Genomic DNA, 16,378 nt, shown 5'->3' on the forward strand with positions numbered 1-16,378 from the left:
TTCACTCCATTTCTGACGCTAGTCAGGAATTTGCCGTTCCGCCGTGTCGCCGGTCAGATGGCGCTGAACTTCCGCTCCAGACCCTGTCGGCGGAAATGCTCCATCACGTAATCGACGAATACCCGCGTCTTCGCGGGCAGCAGTTTCTGCGCGGCGTAGTAGATCGCGGTGTTGCCGGCATCCACATACCAGTCCGGCAGCACCCGCACCAGGCGGCCGCTGTCCAGGTACGGCACGGCGTGCTGCATGCTCACCAGGGTCACACCCAGCCCCATCAGTGCAGCAACGCAGGCAGCCTCCGGATCGCTGAAGGTCATGCGCTCCTTCAGGGATATCGGTGCCTGGGTCTGCTGGCGGTTGGTCAGTGGCCAGGGCCGCACGCGACCGGTCTGCGGCGAGCGAATGCGGATGCCGTCATGGCTGGGCAGGTCCGACGGGTAGCGGATCGCCGGGCGGCTCTCCACGTATGCCGGGGACGCCAGCAGTACCAGGTGCGCCGGGCTCAGCTTGCGCGCCACGACTCCCGGCGGCAGTTCGAAGCCACCACCGATGGCCGCGTCGAAGCCTTCGGCGATGAGGTCGACCTGGCGGTTGTCGAAGTGCCAGTCCGGCCTGATCGCCGGGTAGCGCCCGAGAAACTCCCCCAGTAGCGGCAGGATGTAGTCGCGGCCGAATACCAGGCCCATGCTCACCTTCAACATGCCGCTGGGTTGGCCGTCAGCGCTGGCCAGGTTGGCGATGGCGCTTTGCAGGCTGGCCAGCCCGCTGCCGGCCTCGTCGAGAAATCGCTCGCCCGACTCGGTCAGGGCCAGGCTGCGGGTACTACGCTGGAACAGCCGCACGCCCAGGTTGTTCTCCAGCCGCGCCACGTTCTTGCTCACCGCTGCGGGAGTCAGGCCCAGGCGTCGCGCGGCGGCGGCAAAGCTGCCGGCTTCGGCGCTGCGGACGAAGCATTCGATACTGATCAGGCTTTCCATGGATGGTATTCCGGACGTTTTGTATCGACTGAATATAGCGATTACTGGCTACCGGGTCAGGAGTCGGAGCGCGAAACTGGCCCTGTCGAAACTACTCCCCCACTGATTACTGGAGACACGAAATGACCACTACTCAATCGCTCACCGGCAAAGTCGCTTTCGTACAAGGCGGTTCCCGCGGCATCGGCGCCGCCATCGTGCAACGCCTGGCCCGTGAAGGCGCCGCCGTGGCTTTCACCTACGTCAGCTCGGCGCAGAAGGCCGAAGACCTCGCCGCCAGTATCGACGCCGCTGGTGGCCGCGCCCTGGCACTGAAAGCCGATAGCGGCGATGCCGCTTCGGTGCAACACGCCATCGATACTGCGGCCCAGCGCCTGGGTGGCATCGACATCCTGGTGAACAACGCCGGCGTGCTGGCCATCGCCCCGGTGGAAGAATTCAGCCTGGAAGACCTCGACCGCACCCTGGCGGTGAACGTGCGCAGCGTCTTCGTCGCCACCCAGGCCGCTGCGCGGCACATGGGGCAGGGCGGGCGCATCATCACCATCGGCAGCACCAACGCGGATCGCATGCCCTTCGGCGGTGGCGCGGTCTATGCCATGAGCAAGTCGGCCATCGTCGGCCTGACCAAGGGCCTGGCCCGGGACCTCGGCCCGCGCGGCATCACCGTGAACAACGTGCAGCCCGGCCCGGTGGACACCGATATGAACCCCGCCGACAGCGACTTCGCGGCGTCCCTGATGGACCTGATGGCGGTCGGCCGTTATGGCCGCGCGGAAGAAATTGCCGCCTTCGTCGCCTACCTGGCCGGTCCTGAAGCGGGCTACATCACGGGTGCCAGCCTGACCATCGACGGCGGCTTCGGGGCGTGATGCTGAGCCGCGGCCGGGCTCAGGTCCGGTCGCGGCTTTGGATGTTCCAATGGGCGGCGGTGCCGGCGAGTTTTTCCGAGAGCATCTCTACCTGTTCATAGAGACGCAGGGTGAGCCAGTAGAAGCCCTGCTTCTCGAAGGAGTCGGTGAGGTTGTGCGGCCGCGCGGGCAGGTTGTCCAGGCCCTGGCAGGCCTGCACCAGTTTGCTGGTGCGGCTGAACTTCAGCGCATGGGCCGATTGCAGGAGCAGGCGCCCGATGATCTGCCGGTGCGCGTCGAGGCTGGCCGGCACCGGCTCTATCTCCCCGGCCTCGGCGGCGAACTGGCGCGAGGCGATCAGCGATTCCAGGGTGCCCATGATCGCGCGGTGGATGCGCTGGATGATCTCCAGCTCGCGCAGTGGCATCGCCGTCTCGCGTGACACCGGACCCAGGTGCGCCCGTGACGCCACCAGGCGATGGTCCAGTTCCTCCAGTTGGCGGGCGAAGTGCTCCGGGGTGAAGTCGTGGTTGGACGAGAGCTGTCCGTACATTCGCGCGCAGGCCCGCAGGTTGTCCGAGAGCAGGTAGCGCCAGACATAGACTGCCCGCAATGGGTAGATCTGCGAGAACACCAGCGCCACCGCGACGCCGATCAGCACGTTGGCCGAGCGCCACAGGCCTTCGGTGAATCCCGTCTCACCGGGACCGGCGACAATGCACATCGTGATCCCCGCGAGCAGCGCGACGTAGCCGGGCCGGCGGATTGCATAGAAAGCCGAGGCTGCGCCCAGCACTGACATGGCCAGGTAGGTGAGGGTGAGTGAACGGGACTGATCGTAGATCGCGATCACCCCTAGGCCCAGCACTGCGCCCACCAGCGTGCCCATTACCCGCTCGTAGGACTTGCCGCGTATCGTCCCCTGGTGCACCAGCCCGCCCATCACCACCAGCACCGTCACCGAGGCCCAGAGGCCGTGGGGCAGCTTCAGCGCGCTGGTCAGCAGCATCGAGGTGAGCAAGGCGAGGCCGACGCGCACGCAGTGGATCCAGGCAGCGTAGCGATAGCGGGTGTAGGGGTTGGCCAGGCGGCGAAACGGCAGGGTGAGGATCGAGGGTTGCTTCGCCAAGGGAAGCGGCTCCTGTGCGGGCGGTGGCGATGCTCCAAGGTTAGCCGCTCTCGGCTGGATGGGGCGGCCTTGGGTCAATCTCCCGGCTACTGCTGGCCGACGAAGTAGTAGTCGCGCTGGCCCACGCGGAAGTGCTGCAGCACGCTCAGGGGCGCTTGCGGCACGGTGTCGCTTTCCAGCAGGACGATGTGTTCGCCCGGCTGACCGAGGAAATTCGTCAGTTCCTCGCGGCTCTGCAGGGCCGGCAGCAGGCTGCGGCTGTAGAACACGCCGGCGCCGGCCAGGCGCTCGCTGGGCTGGAACAGTGCGACCTGGCGGCCGGCCATCTGGTGCTGGCGAATCCGCTCGGTCAGTGGCAGGAAGGACTCCTGCTGGTCGGCGCGGGGCTCGATCCAGGTCGCATAGCTCAGGTAGAAGACGGGCACCAGCAGCGCCAGGAGCACGGCAGCGCGGCGCATCCGTACCGAGGCACGGGCCTGCCAGCGCGACAGGAACCCGTGGCTGTACTCGGCGGCGATCACCGCCGCCGGCGGGGCCAGCGCCATCAGGTAGACCATGCGCTTGCTGGAGGCGAGGGTGAGCAGGGCGAACTGCGCCGCCAGCCACAGGCAGAAGAACAGCAGGTAGCGGTCCTGCGCCAGGCGTTTGCGGAAGTGCCAGAGGCCCAGGTAGAGCAGGATGTTCCAGGGCAGGAAGGCCTGCGGCAGGCGCACCAGGTAGTAGTAGAAGGGTTCGAAGTGGCCAGCCTCGCTGAAGGAACCGCTGAAGCGCCCGACACTGTTGGTCCAGAGTATCTCCTGCAGGGCGGCGCTGCCGCCGTCTCGATAGAGGAACAGCAGCCAGACCAGCAGCGGTATCAGACCCGGCAGCGTCCACAGCAGCGGGCGCAGCCAGGCAGAAGCGTTCAGTCGGCGTTGCGTAAGGCTGTCCCACAGCAGGCAGGCGAAGATGACCACGCCCGGCAGCGCCAGGCCCAGCACACCCTTGCTCAGGGTGGAGATGGCGATCCCCGCCATGAACCCCAGCCAGTGCAGGGTTCGGCCCGGCGGCTTGAGCCAGGCCTGCAGGTAGGACAGCAGCGCCAGCGTCACGCCCAGGGTGAGCAGGGCGTCTTCACCTACCTGGCGGGCATTGGCCCAGAAGCTCGCCAGGGTCATCAGCAGCAAGGAGGCGAGCAGCGCCAGCGTCGCGGGACGGCCGACGCGCCGGAGCACGCCATAGAGCAGCAACACGCAGAACAGCCCGGCAAACGCCGATGCCAGGCGCACCGCCAGGGTGGTCGGGCCGAACAGGCGAATGGCGGTCACGTCCAGCCACAGGCTCAGCGGTGGTTTCTCCAGGAACGACTGGCCATTCAGGCGCGGCGTTACCCAGTCGCCGTCGAGGTGCATTTCCATGGCGATGCCCGCCACCCGAGGCTCGGTGGAGCCCTGCAACTGGTGATTGCCCAGCGCCGCGAAGAACAGCAGGCCGCCCAGCACGAGCAGGAGGATGAGGTGGCGGCGCTGTGGCATGGCGGGTCCGTGGCTGATCGGCGATGAGTGCATGTATAGGCGACAATTCGTTAACGCGGAATTAACCTTCGCGGTGCTTCACTGCGAGCCTCACTCGGTACGCCCCCTGGGGTTCGTCATGTCTACCCGCCCGCCCGGTTCTCCTGTTGCACCCGCGCGCCGTTTTCGCCGGCGCCATCTGCTGCTGATGCTGGCCGTCCTGATCGTGATGGCCGGCTGCCTGGTGGGTTTCATGGTGCTGGTCCCGCCGCCGCCCTACACCCCCTTGGCGGAGCAGAATCCCGAGCAGGTCACCTTGCTGGCGCTGGGCGACCAGGGCAGTGGCGATCTCCAGCAGTGGCGCGTGGCCGACGGCATGGAGCGGGTCGCGGAGAGTGAAGGCGGCATCAACATGGTCCTGCTGCTGGGTGACAATTTCTACGGCAAGGCCCTGAGTGGCGTGAACGATCCGGCGTGGCAGCTCAAGTTCGAGCGCGTCTACCATGGTCGCTGGCTCAGTCACGTGCCGTTCTATGCGGTGCTGGGCAACCATGATTACCCGGACTCATCCGTCGTCGAGCTGGACTACGCCCGCCAGCATGCGGGCTCTGGGCGCTGGCAGATGCCGGCGCCTTTCTATGCCCGTGACTTCGGCGTGTCGCAGGGGCGCCCTTTGCTGCGCGTGGTGTTCCTGGACACCAATGCCGATGCTGACGGCCGCCAGCGCCAGGCGGAATTCATCGAGACGACCTTTGCCGCGCCGGGCCCTGCACCGTTGTGGAAGATGGTGGTCGCGCACCACGCGATGCGCAGCAGCGGCGGCAAGCACGGCGATGATGCCAAGCTGCTGCGGCAGATTCTGCCGGCGATGCAGCGCAGTGCCGTGGACTTGTACCTGTCCGGACATGAGCACAATCAAGAGGTGATCGTCCGCCCGGGCGAGCCGGCCTGGCTGGTGTCCGGCGGCGGCGGGCAGACCCTCGACGGGATCAAGCCCAGCGAGCCGGCCGACGGCACGTTGTTCGCCGTCGAACAGCATGGTTTCGCGCGGCTGGCCTTCTCGCCGGAGCGCCTGCAACTGGCTTACTACGACCCGCAAGGCAATCGGGAGCAGAGCTTCCTCTGGGCGCGGGACTGCCCCTGGATGGCGCAGGGCTGCCTGAAGCCGGACGATAGTGCGCAATTGGCGACGAACAGGGCCACTGGCCAGTAGTTGCAGCACGGGGGATTTCGCTAGAATCCCGGGCTTTTGCGCGCATGGACCGCGTGAGCCCACTAGAGAGTCTCCATGCTTGCCGGTAGTTACGATCCCGCCCTCGTCCTGATCTCGCTGTGCGTTGCCATGCTGGCGTCCTACACGGCCCTGGACCTGGCCGGTCGCATCGCCACCACCCGCGGCTGGCCGGTGCTGCTGTGGATCGGTGGCGGCGGGGTGGCGATGGGTATCGGCGTGTGGTCGATGCACTTCATCGGCATGCTCGCCTTCAGCCTGCCGATCCCGCTGGGCTACGACCTCACCCTGACGCTGCTGTCGCTGGCCATCGCGGTGCTCAGCTCGGGCTTCGCCCTGGCGCTGGTCAGCCAGGACCGCCTGCCACTCTGGCACCTGATCTGCGGCGCGCTGGCCATGGGCGCCGGCATCAGCTGCATGCACTACCTGGGCATGTACGCGATGCTGATGCAGCCGGGCATCGACTACGACCCGACGCTGTTCGGCCTGTCCCTGCTGATCGCCGTGCTCGCCTCCGGCGCCGCGCTGTGGATCGCCTTCCGCCTGCGCCACAACACGCCGTTTGTACGCCTGGCCCGCGGCGGTGCGGCGCTGGTGATGGGCGTGGCCATTGTCGGCATGCACTACACCGGCATGGCCGCTGCGCGCTTTCCCGACGGCAGTTTCTGCGGCGCGTCTCCCAGTGGGCTGAACAGCGACTGGCTGGCGCTGCTGATCATCATCGTCACCCTCGCGGTGATCGGCATCGCGCTGCTCACCTCGGTGCTGGACGCGCGCCTGGAGTCGCGCACGGCGCAGCTCACCTCGTCGCTGGCCCAGGCCAACCAGGAGCTGACCCAGCTTGCCCTGCACGACAACCTCACGCGCCTGCCCAACCGGATCCTGCTGGAAGACCGCATCGAGCAGATGATCGGCAAGGTACGGCGCAGTGGCGGGCACTTCGCGCTGATGTTCCTCGACCTGGACGGCTTCAAACCGGTCAACGACGCCTTCGGCCACCATGTCGGCGACCTGCTGCTCAAGGCCGTGGCCCAGCGTCTGCGGGATAGCCTGCGCAGCGAGGACACCGTGGCGCGCATCGGCGGCGACGAGTTCGTGGTGCTCGCCGAGCTGGCCGAAGCCGAGGATGCGGTGGCCGTCGCCGGCCAGCAGATCAGCCTGCTCTCCCAGCCTTTCCAGGTGGCCGGACAGGAGCTGCGCATCGCCGCCAGTATCGGCATCGTGGTCTATCCCGGCGATGGCGCCAGCCAGCACGAGCTGCTGCGCAACGCCGACGCGGCCATGTACCACGCCAAGGGCAATGGCAAGAACGGCTACAGCTTCTTCGAGCAGTCGATGAACACCAACGCGCGCAACCACCTGCAGTTGCTGCACGACCTGCGTGCCGCGCTCGATCGCCGCGAGTTCACCCTGCATTACCAGCCCAAGTTCGCCGCCAGTGGCGAACCGATCGGCGCCGAAGCGTTGCTGCGCTGGCAGCATCCGCAGCGCGGCCTGCTGATGCCCGACACCTTCATCGCGCTGGCTGAACGCACCGGGCTGATCATTCCCATCGGCGACTGGGTGCTGGACGAAGCCTGTCGGCAGATGCGCGAATGGTACCTGCAGGGCCACGAAAGTTGGCGGGTGGCGGTGAACCTCTCGGCCCTGCAGTTCTGCCATGCCGCGCTGGTGCAGTCGGTGGCCGACGCCCTGCAGCGCCACCAGCTGCCGGCGCGCTGCCTGACCCTGGAGATCACCGAGACCACCGCCATGCGTGACGCCGATTCCAGCCTGGAGATCCTCGGCAGGCTGTCGGACATGGGCGTGGACCTGTCCATCGATGACTTCGGCACCGGCTACTCCAGCCTGCTGTACCTCAAGCGCCTGCCGGCCAATGAGCTGAAGATCGACCGTGGCTTCGTCCGCGACCTGGAGCAGGACAGCGACGACGCCGCCATCGTCTCGGCCATCGTTGCCCTGGGCCAGGCGCTGGACCTGCGGATCGTCGCTGAAGGGGTGGAAACGTCCGGCCAGCAGAACTTCCTCACCCGCCTGGGCTGCGATTCGCTGCAGGGCTTCCTGCTCGGCAAACCGGTGCCGGCCGAGCAGTTCCTCGAGCGCCTCGGCTCGCCGGCCTGAGCTTCAGCGCTCCGGCGTCGCCGCTGCCAGTTGCGCGCACAGCTCGCGCAACTGCTCGCACAGGCTGCGTCCGGCGCTGCCCAGCTCAGGGCGCGCGTAGAGTGCCAGTTCCAGTCCTTCAATGGGCGCGAAGCCATCCTCTGCGCTCAACACGCGGTGCCCTTCGTGGCAGCCGCGCAGCGGCAGCAGGCTGACGCCCATGCCTGCCGCCACCGCCGCCGACAGGCTCGCCAGGCTGGCGCTGCTGTAACTGATACGCCAGCGCCGACCGCTGGCTTCCAGCGCGTGGATCATTTCCTGGCGGTACAGCGCCCCCAGCGGGAATACCACCAGCGGCAGCGGGTCGCGCGCGGCGGCGGGCGTGGCGGCGCTGTCCTGCCAGGCCAGCGGTTCGGGCCAGTGCGCGAGGCAATCGCTGTCCGCCCCCCATTGCTTGACCAGCGCGAGGTCCAGCTCGCCGCTGCGGTACTGGCGCAGCAGCTCCTGGCTGAGGCCGCTGGAGACTTCCAGGCGCAGCCTCGGGCGTTCGGCACTGAATGCCGCCAGCAGCGGCATCATCCGCTCGCCGGCGAAGTCCTCGGGCATCCCCAGGCGCAGCACGCCCTCGCTGTGCTCGCTGCTCAGCGCCTCGCGCGCCTCCGAGCCGAGCTCGAGGATGCGCCGTGCATAGCCCAGCAGCCGTTCGCCCTGCTCGGTGGGTAGCACCTGGCGCTGGCTGCGGTCGAGCAGGCGGCAGTCCAGGCTCTGCTCCAGGCGCAGGATCTGCTGGCTGACGGTGGACTGGGTGAGGTGCAGCAGCTCGGCGGCGCGGGTGAAGTTGCCGGCGTCCACCACCATCACGAAGCTGCGCAGCAGGTTGGGATCGAGCATTGTGTTTTCCACTGAAAGTCATGTTTCTATTTAATTTCAGCATAGAACATCCCTTCGTCATACTGCTGCTCATTGTTTGAGAGAGTCGAGGCACGACAGCCATCACGGGGGAGCGCCCATGGACATGCCAACGGTTCAGACCGATCCGACTATCCAGACCGAGGACGTGCACAGCCGTGCCGCCGCAGATGCGTTGTTGAGCGCCGCCAACGAGGGCCACGAGACGGAGGTGGTGATGCTGCTGGGGCGTGGCGTGCCGGTGGATGTGACCGACGCGCAGGGCAACACGCCGCTGCTGCTGGCCACCGCCCGCAACCATGTGGGCGTGGCGCGCCAGCTGATCGCTGCCGGTGCCGATGTCAATCGGCAGAATCGCATCCACGACAGCGCCTACCTGCTGGCCGGCGCCTCGGGAAGCCTGGATATCCTCCGGCTGACCTTGGCCCACGGCGCCGATCTGCGCAGTACCAACCGCTACGGCGGCACGGCGCTGATCCCAGCCTGCGAGCGCGGGCATGTGGACGTCGTGGCGACCCTGCTCCAGGCCGGCGTCGATCCCGATCACGTCAACAAGCTGGGCTGGACCGGTCTGCTCGAAGCCATCCTGCTCAGCGACGGCGGCCCGCGTCACCAGGCCATCGTCAAGCAACTCATAGAAGCCGGGGCGAACCTGAACCTGGCCGACAACGACGGCGTCACGCCGCTGCAACACGCCCGCCAGCGCAACCAGACCACCATCGCCAGGATGCTGGAAGTCGCCGGCGCGCATTGATCGAACCGATTTGCTGGAAACTGCCATGTCACACGAAGTCTTCATGCGCGAGGCCCTGCAACTGGCCCGCGACAACATCGAGGCCGGCGGCCGCCCGTTCGGCGCCGTGCTGGTCAAGGACGGCCGGGTCATCGCCCGTGCCGCCAACGCCATCCACCTGGATTTCGATCCCACCGCCCACGCGGAGTTGCTGGCGATCCGGCGCGCCTCGGCGGTGCTGGGCATGTCGCGCCTGGATGGCTGCGTGATCTACGCCAGCGGCCATCCGTGCCCGATGTGCCTCGCGGCCATGCACCTGTGCGGCGTGGAGGGCGCGTATTTCGCCTACTCCAACGACGATGGCGAGCCGTTCGGCTTGTCGACGGCGGCCGTCTACCAGCAGATGACCCAGCCGCCGCAGTGGCAGGCGGTTCCACTGCGGCCCTTGCGCCCGAGCGGTGAAGAAGGCCTGTACGGCTATTGGCAGGAGAAACGCTCGTGAGCCGCGGCATGACCCTGCCAGCGGAGCGCGAAACGGCAGGGCAGAGCAGCCACGCCGGCTGGATCGGCCTGCTGGTGATCGTGGCGCTGGGTATCAACCTGCGACCGATCCTCACCTCCATCGGCCCGCTGCTCGCCGATATCCACGACGCCACCGGGCTGGGCTTCCAGGGCCTGTCGATGCTGACGGTACTGCCGGTGCTGTGCATGGGCCTGTTCGCCCTGGGCCTGCCGTGGGTCGGTCCGCGCCTGGGCGAGAGGCGGGGCATGGTCCTGGGCCTGCTGGCCATCGGTGCGGCATGCTTCTGGCGGCTGCTGCTGGACAGCGGCGTCGCCCTGATCGCCAGCGCGGTACTGGCGGGCTGCGGTGTGGCGGTGATCCAGGCATTCGTACCGGGCGTGATCAAACGCTGGTTCCCGCACAAGGTGCCGTCCGCCATGGGACTGTACTCGGCCTCGCTGATGGCCGGCGGTGGTAGCGCGGCTGTGCTCGCGCCAGTGGTGTCGGAGCACTTCCACCGCTGGCAGGACGGTCTTGGCGCCTGGCTGCTGCTGGCCGTCGTCGGCCTGCTGCTCTGGTCTGTCGCCCGCCCGCGGGAGACGCCGGTGGCCGCGCCGCCCAGGCAGAAGGTGCAGCACTATTTCGGCAGTCGCCGTGCCTGGTTGCTGGCCCTTTACTTCGGCCTGATCAACGGCGGCTATACCAGCATGGTCGCCTGGCTGCCGGTCTATTACCGCCAGCTCGGCTGGACGGCCCAGGCCAGCGGCCAGCTGATCGGCCTGATGACCATCTTTCAGGTGATCGCCGCATTGACCATCCCGCTGCTGATCCGCCGTTCGCTGGATCGCCGCGGCTGGCTGTGCCTGTGCCTGCTGATCCAGCTCGCCGGCTTCGTCGGGCTGATCTCGGCACCGCTGCACCTGCCGGGCATCTGGGTGGCAATGATCGGCTACGGCCTGGGTGCCTGCTTCGCGCTGAGCCTGACCCTGACCCTGGACCACCTCGCCGATGCCGGCGCGGCCGGGCGCCTGGCCGCCTTCGTGCAGGGCATCGGTTTCATCGTCACCGGCATCGTGCCCTACGTCACCGGCTGGCTGCGTGACAGCACCGGCAGCTTCCAGTCGTCCTGGATCCTGCTGGCGGTCTCGGTGGTGCTGATGCTGGGCGTGACCCTGCGCTTCTCGCCCAAAGGCTATGCGCGAGCGATGCAGCACTGAGGCTGGAGGAAACGAAAATGGCGCCTCGAGGGCGCCATTTTTTTACCTGCGTCGTTACACCGAGGTCGCGATGTAGATGCGGTAGCCGATGATCGTCAGCATGCTCAGCGTGCCGACCCACATCAGGAACACGCCCACCGGCCGATGACGAATGGTGAAACCGATGCCCAGCATGAACATGCCGAAGACGATGATGCCGAGGGTGATGAAGAGGGACGTGGGGTCCAGCGGGATGAAATGGGCAGTGGCGTCCACGGCGAGTCCTTGTCTGAAAGATCCGATATAGAAAGTCTAGGCCAGAGTAGGACCGAACTCCTTTGATCCCTGGCAACTCGAGCCGGATCATAACGACCTCGAGCGCCCAGCCCAAGCGCAGGCCTCCAGCGGGAGCCTGCCGCAACCATCGAGTGTGGGTGCACGCCGCAGAATCCGCCGACGTCACGACCTGTTCAGCGCCGCGTTGCGGTGCAGCGATGTCGCTGTGTCTGCTGGTTCGACGGGCATAAAAAAGCCCCGCGGTCCGGAGCGTCAGACCGCAGGGTTAGAAGGTCGGGAGGTTCCCGACCGGGGAGGACCGATCAGGCGGCCGGCGTCGGCTGCCAGCCGCCGCCAAGGGCCTTGTAGATCGCCACGATGCCGCGGTACACGTCGACTTCCGCCAGGGCCTGGGCGTCCTCGGCGGCCAGCTGTTCGCGCTCGGCGTCCAGCAGGTTGAGGAAGTCCACGGTGCCCTCGCGGTATTGCAGACCGGCCTGTTGCGCGGCGTTGCGGCTGGCTTCGGACTGTCGCACCAGTGAGACCAGGCGCTGCTGGCGCTTGCCGTAGTCGCTGAAGGCGTTCGACGACTCTTCCAGGGCCAGCAGGACCTGCTGCTCATAGGTCGCCAGGGCGCCGTCGGCATCGGCCTTGGAGGCGCGCAGGCGAGCCCGCACGCTGCCCAGGTCGAAGGCCGCCCAGGTGATGCTCGGGGCGACGCCCCAGGCGCTGGCGGCGGACGAGCCGATCTGCGAACCGCGGCCGGCGGTGTAGCCGAGGAAGCCGCCGAGGCTGACTTTCGGGAACAGGTCGGCGGTGGCTACACCGACGTCCGCGGTGGCAGCGGCCAGCCGGCGTTCGGCCGAGGCCACGTCCGGCCGGCGGCGCAGCAGTTCGCCTGGGTCGCCGATGGGCAGGGCCTTGGCGATGGCGGGAAGTTTCTTCGGCGACAGGTCCACGGTCAGTGCGTCCGGGCGCTGGCCGAGGAGGGTGGCGATGCGGTTGCGCTGGCGAACTTCCTCGGCCTGCAGTTGCGGCACGCTGGCTTCGGTGGAGGCCAGGCGCGCTTCGGCGCGCTGCACGTCCAGCTCGCTACCGACGCCGGCGTCGCGCAGCTGGATGGTCAGGTCGCGGGATTCGCGCTGGTTGTCCAGGTTGCTCCTGGCGATGCTTTCGCGCAGTTGCGCGCCGCGCAGTTGCCCATAGGCATCGGCCAGCTCGGCGATCAGGCTGACCTGCAACTGCTGCAGATCGGCGACGATGGCTTCGCTCTGCGCGTCGCTGGATTCCAGCTGGCGGCGCACACGGCCGAACAGGTCGACTTCCCAGATCATGTCCAGGCCCAGGTCGTAGCGTTCCTGGTTGACCCGGTCCTCGGTCTGGCCGGGCACCTGGCCCTTGCCGACCTGGCCTTCGGCGCGGCTGGTGACCGTGGGGAAACGGTCATTGGCGACGTCGTCGCGGATCGCCCGCGAAGCCAGCACGCGGGCATAGGCCACGCGCAGCTCACGGTTTTCCTTGAGGGCCTGGTCGACCAGTTGGGTCAGCACGGGGTCGTCGAACTGCTTCCACCAGGCGTCCTCGAAGCGGGTACGGTCGTAGTTCTGCGCCTGGGCGTTGCTGTCCAGTTGCGCCGGCGCGGTGTCCGGCTTCTGGTAGTCGGGGCCGACCATGCACGCGCTGAGGGCCAGCGCGAGCAGGGAAGGGACGAACAGTTTCACGGCATTCCTGCTCATAGCATTGATGGTCATGACGCTCATGCCTGGTGGGCCTCGTTAGGGTTCGTGTGGCTCAGGGCGGCACGTTCCTGTTTCTTCGCTTCTCGGGCTTCCATGAAGCGGCGGATCAGCACGTAGAAGACCGGGGTCAGCAGCAGGCCGAAGAAGGTCACGCCGAGCATCCCGGAGAACACCGCGACACCCATGGCATGGCGCATTTCGGCGCCGGCGCCGGACGACAGCACCAGGGGCACCACACCCATGATGAAGGCGATGGAGGTCATCAGGATCGGCCGCAGACGCAGGCGGCAGGCTTCCAGCACCGCGCTCAGGCGGTCCATGCCTTCGTCCTGCTTATCCTTGGCGAACTCGACGATCAGGATCGCGTTCTTGCACGCCAGGCCCACCAGTACGATCAGGCCGATCTGGGTGAAGATGTTGTTGTCGCCACCGGACAGGATCACGCCCGCGATGGCCGACAGCAGGGTCATCGGCACGATCAGGATCACCGCCAGCGGCAGGCCCCAGCTTTCGTACAGCGCGGCCAGCACCAGGAAGGCGAGCAGTACGCAGAGCGGGAACACATAGATCGCGGAGTTGCCGGCAAGGATCTGCTGGTAGGTCAGCTCGGTCCATTCGTAGGTCATGCCATTGGGCAGCTCCTGCTTGAGCAGGCGCTCGATGGCGGCCTCGGCCTGGCCGGAGCTGTAGCCCGGTGCGGCGGCACCGTTGATCTCGGCGGTGATGAAGCCGTTGTAGTGCATCACGCGGTCGGGACCTGCGGTGTCGCTGATCTTGATGAAGGTGGCCAGCGGAACCATTTCACCCAGGTTGTTGCGCACCTTCAGCTGGCCGATCTGCTCGGGTTCGAGACGGAACTGCTGCTCGCCCTGGACGTTCACCTGGTAGGTGCGGCCGAAACGGTTGAAGTCGTTCGCGTACAGCGAGCCGAGGTAGACCTGCAGGGTGTCGAAGATATCGCTGATCGCCACGCCGTGGGTCTTGGCCTTCTCGCGGTCGATGGCGGCATCCACCTGCGGCACGTTCACCTGGTAGCTGGTGAAGACCGACATGGGGTTCAGCTCCGGCAGCGCACGGGCCTTGTTGAGGATGTTCTGGGTCTGCGCGTAGAGCTCCTCGTAACCGGCGTTACCGCGGTCTTCGATCTGCAGGCGGAAGCCGCCGATGGTCCCCAGCCCCTGTACCGGCGGCGGCGGGAAGATCGCGATGTAGGCGTCCTGGATATCCGCGAACTGCTTGTTCAGCTCGGCGGCGATCTCGTTGGCCGACATGCCCGGGCCCTTGCGCTCGCTGAAGTCCTTCAGCGGGGTGAAGACGATGCCGCTGTTGGGGCTGTTGGTGAAGCCGTTGATCGACAGGCCCGGGAAGGACACGGTGTGCTCGATGCCCGGGTGCTTGCCGGCGATGTCCGACATGCGCTTGATCACCGCTTCGGTGCGGTCCAGCGTGGCGGCGTCGGGCAGTTGCGCGAAGGCCACCAGGTACTGCTTGTCCTGCTGCGGCACGAAGCCGGTCGGGGTGCTGGAGAAGCCCAGGTAGGTCAGGCCGATCAGCCCCGCATACAGCAGCAGCGCGATGGAGCTGCCACGCAGGACGCGGGTGACGGTGCCGACATAGCCATGGCTGGCGCGGTCGAAGAAGCGGTTGAACGGCCGGAACAGCCAGCCGCCGAGCAGCTTGTCCAGCAGCACCGAGAAGCGGTCCTTCGGCTCGTGGTGTCCCTTGAGCAGCACGGCGGACAGCGCCGGCGACAGGGTCAGCGAGTTGAACGCGGAGATCACCGTGGAAATCGCGATGGTCAGCGCGAACTGCCGGTAGAACTGCCCGGTGAGGCCGGAGATGAACGCGGTCGGGATGAACACGGCGCACAGCACCAGCGCGGTGGCGATGATCGGCCCGGTCACTTCCTTCATGGCGCGCTTGGTCGCCTCCACAGGCGTGAGGCCCAGCCCGATGTTCCGCTCGACGTTCTCCACCACCACGATGGCGTCGTCCACCACGATGCCGATGGCCAGTACCAGGCCGAACAGTGACAGCGCGTTGAGCGAGAAGCCGAAGGCGTGCATCACCGCGAAGGTACCGATCAGCGATACCGGCACGGCGGCCAGCGGGATGATCGAGGCGCGCCAGGTCTGCAGGAACAGCACGACCACCAGCACCACCAGGATCAGGGCTTCGAACAGGGTGTGCACCACGGCCTCGATGGAGCCGCGAACGAAGATGGTTGGGTCATAAACGATGGAGTAGTCCACGCCCTGCGGGAAGTCCTTCTTCAGCTCGGCCATCTTCTCGCGCACCAGGTTGGAGATGGCGATGGCGTTGGAGCCCGGACGCTGGAAGATCGGGATGGCGACCGCCGGCTGGTTGTCCAGCAGCGAGCGCAGGGCGTACTGGCTGGAGCCGAGCTCGACGCGGGCGATGTCCTTCAGGCGGGTGATCTCGCCGTCCGGGCCGCTGCGGATGATGATGTTCTCGAACTCTTCCTCGGTGACCAGGCGACCCTGGGTGTTGATCGACAGCTGGAAGCTGGTGTCGCTCGGCGAGGGCGGGGCGCCCAGGGCGCCGGCGGCGACCTGGCGGTTCTGCTCGCGGATCGCGGCGACCACATCGGTGGCGGTCAGATTGCGCGAGGCGACCTTGTTCGGGTCCAGCCAGACGCGCAGGGAGTAGTCGCCCATGCCGAACAGTTGAACGTCGCCCACACCGTCCAGGCGCGCCAGCTCATCCTTGATGTTGAGGATGGCGTAGTTGGACAGGTAGAGCATGTCGTAGCGGTTATCCGGCGAGGTGAGGTGCACGACCATGGTCAGGTCGGGCGAGGCCTTGTCGACGGTGATGCCGATCCGCGTGACTTCCTCGGGCAGCTTGGGCTGCGTACGGGTCACACGGTTCTGCACCTGCACCTGCGCGTTGTCCAGGTCGGTGCCCAGGGCGAAGGTGATGGTCAGGGTCATCTTGCCGTCGGCGGTGGACTGCGAGGACATGTAGAGCATGTTCTCGACGCCGGTGATGGCCTGCTCCAGCGGTGCGGCGACGGTTTCGCCGATCACCTTGGGGTTGGCGCCGGGGAAGTTGGCACGCACCACCACGGTGGGCGGCACAACCTCGGGGTATTCGCTGATCGGTAGCTGGAACAGCGAGATGGCCCCGCCGATCAGGATGATCAGCGAGAGCACGGCGGCGAAGATCGGCCGCTGGATGAAGAATTGCGAAAAGTTCATGGCTGGTTCCTGTCGCGAGCG

13 protein-coding genes are annotated in these 16,378 nt (G+C 66.9%); 6 read left to right on the plus strand and 7 right to left on the minus strand.

Annotation, left to right across the window (positions count from 1 at the left end; translation table 11 throughout):
- Window positions 1-53: 53 nt before the first annotated feature.
- The gene (locus AC1ZV1_RS13115; protein WP_484297110.1) at window positions 54-977 is read right to left on the minus strand and encodes a LysR family transcriptional regulator; all 924 of its coding nucleotides are present in this window, start codon (window positions 975-977) and stop codon (window positions 54-56) included.
- A gap of 122 nt (window positions 978-1,099) precedes the next feature.
- Between AC1ZV1_RS13115 and AC1ZV1_RS13120 the strand changes: the two genes are divergently transcribed.
- Complete coding sequence (locus AC1ZV1_RS13120; RefSeq protein ID WP_484297111.1) at window positions 1,100-1,849, plus strand: 3-oxoacyl-ACP reductase family protein; 750 nt, start codon at window positions 1,100-1,102, stop codon at window positions 1,847-1,849.
- A gap of 19 nt (window positions 1,850-1,868) precedes the next feature.
- On the opposite strand, the gene AC1ZV1_RS13125 is transcribed toward AC1ZV1_RS13120, so the two are convergent.
- Complete coding sequence (locus AC1ZV1_RS13125) at window positions 1,869-2,957, minus strand: FUSC family protein (RefSeq protein WP_484297112.1); 1,089 nt, start codon at window positions 2,955-2,957, stop codon at window positions 1,869-1,871.
- Between the two features lie 86 nt (window positions 2,958-3,043).
- Window positions 3,044-4,471, minus strand: coding sequence for an ArnT family glycosyltransferase (locus AC1ZV1_RS13130; RefSeq protein WP_484297113.1), 1,428 nt, complete (start codon window positions 4,469-4,471; stop codon window positions 3,044-3,046).
- A 118-nt stretch (window positions 4,472-4,589) separates the two neighbouring features.
- Here AC1ZV1_RS13130 and AC1ZV1_RS13135 point away from each other — a divergent pair, with 118 nt between their 5' ends.
- Both AC1ZV1_RS13135 and AC1ZV1_RS13140 read left to right on the plus strand, forming a co-directional pair.
- Window positions 4,590-5,663 carry a metallophosphoesterase gene (locus AC1ZV1_RS13135; protein ID WP_484297114.1) on the plus strand — a complete coding sequence of 358 codons (1,074 nt, stop codon included), beginning with the start codon at window positions 4,590-4,592 and terminating at the stop codon, window positions 5,661-5,663.
- 75 nt (window positions 5,664-5,738) lie between these two features.
- Window positions 5,739-7,802 (plus strand): putative bifunctional diguanylate cyclase/phosphodiesterase, encoded by a 2,064-nt coding sequence (locus tag AC1ZV1_RS13140; RefSeq protein WP_484297115.1) that lies wholly within the window; start codon window positions 5,739-5,741, stop codon window positions 7,800-7,802.
- Window positions 7,803-7,805: 3 nt separating this feature from the next.
- On the opposite strand, the gene AC1ZV1_RS13145 is transcribed toward AC1ZV1_RS13140, so the two are convergent.
- Window positions 7,806-8,672: a LysR family transcriptional regulator gene (locus tag AC1ZV1_RS13145; protein ID WP_484297116.1), complete on the minus strand. Its 867-nt coding sequence runs from the start codon at window positions 8,670-8,672 to the stop codon at window positions 7,806-7,808.
- 124 nt (window positions 8,673-8,796) lie between these two features.
- Here AC1ZV1_RS13145 and AC1ZV1_RS13150 point away from each other — a divergent pair, with 124 nt between their 5' ends.
- The 3 genes from AC1ZV1_RS13150 to AC1ZV1_RS13160 are packed head-to-tail and all read left to right on the plus strand — an operon-like array spanning window position 8,797 to window position 11,142.
- Window positions 8,797-9,444: an ankyrin repeat domain-containing protein gene (locus AC1ZV1_RS13150; protein WP_484297559.1), complete on the plus strand. Its 648-nt coding sequence runs from the start codon at window positions 8,797-8,799 to the stop codon at window positions 9,442-9,444.
- Window positions 9,445-9,469: 25 nt separating this feature from the next.
- The gene (locus tag AC1ZV1_RS13155; protein WP_484297117.1) at window positions 9,470-9,925 is read left to right on the plus strand and encodes a nucleoside deaminase; all 456 of its coding nucleotides are present in this window, start codon (window positions 9,470-9,472) and stop codon (window positions 9,923-9,925) included.
- An 8-nt stretch (window positions 9,926-9,933) separates the two neighbouring features.
- The gene (locus tag AC1ZV1_RS13160; protein ID WP_484297560.1) at window positions 9,934-11,142 is read left to right on the plus strand and encodes a CynX/NimT family MFS transporter; all 1,209 of its coding nucleotides are present in this window, start codon (window positions 9,934-9,936) and stop codon (window positions 11,140-11,142) included.
- A 54-nt stretch (window positions 11,143-11,196) separates the two neighbouring features.
- Here AC1ZV1_RS13160 and AC1ZV1_RS13165 read toward each other — a convergent pair whose 3' ends face one another.
- The 3 genes from AC1ZV1_RS13165 to AC1ZV1_RS13175 form a co-directional block, all read right to left on the minus strand.
- Window positions 11,197-11,397 carry a hypothetical protein gene (locus AC1ZV1_RS13165; protein WP_484297118.1) on the minus strand — a complete coding sequence of 67 codons (201 nt, stop codon included), beginning with the start codon at window positions 11,395-11,397 and terminating at the stop codon, window positions 11,197-11,199.
- Window positions 11,398-11,720: 323 nt separating this feature from the next.
- Window positions 11,721-13,148, minus strand: a complete 1,428-nt coding sequence (locus tag AC1ZV1_RS13170) for an efflux transporter outer membrane subunit (RefSeq protein WP_484297119.1) — start codon at window positions 13,146-13,148, stop codon at window positions 11,721-11,723.
- A 5-nt stretch (window positions 13,149-13,153) separates the two neighbouring features.
- Complete coding sequence (locus tag AC1ZV1_RS13175; protein WP_484297120.1) at window positions 13,154-16,357, minus strand: efflux RND transporter permease subunit; 3,204 nt, start codon at window positions 16,355-16,357, stop codon at window positions 13,154-13,156.
- Between the last annotated feature and the right edge of the window lie 21 nt (window positions 16,358-16,378).

Source organism: Pseudomonas sp. BB438, from assembly GCF_057180225.1.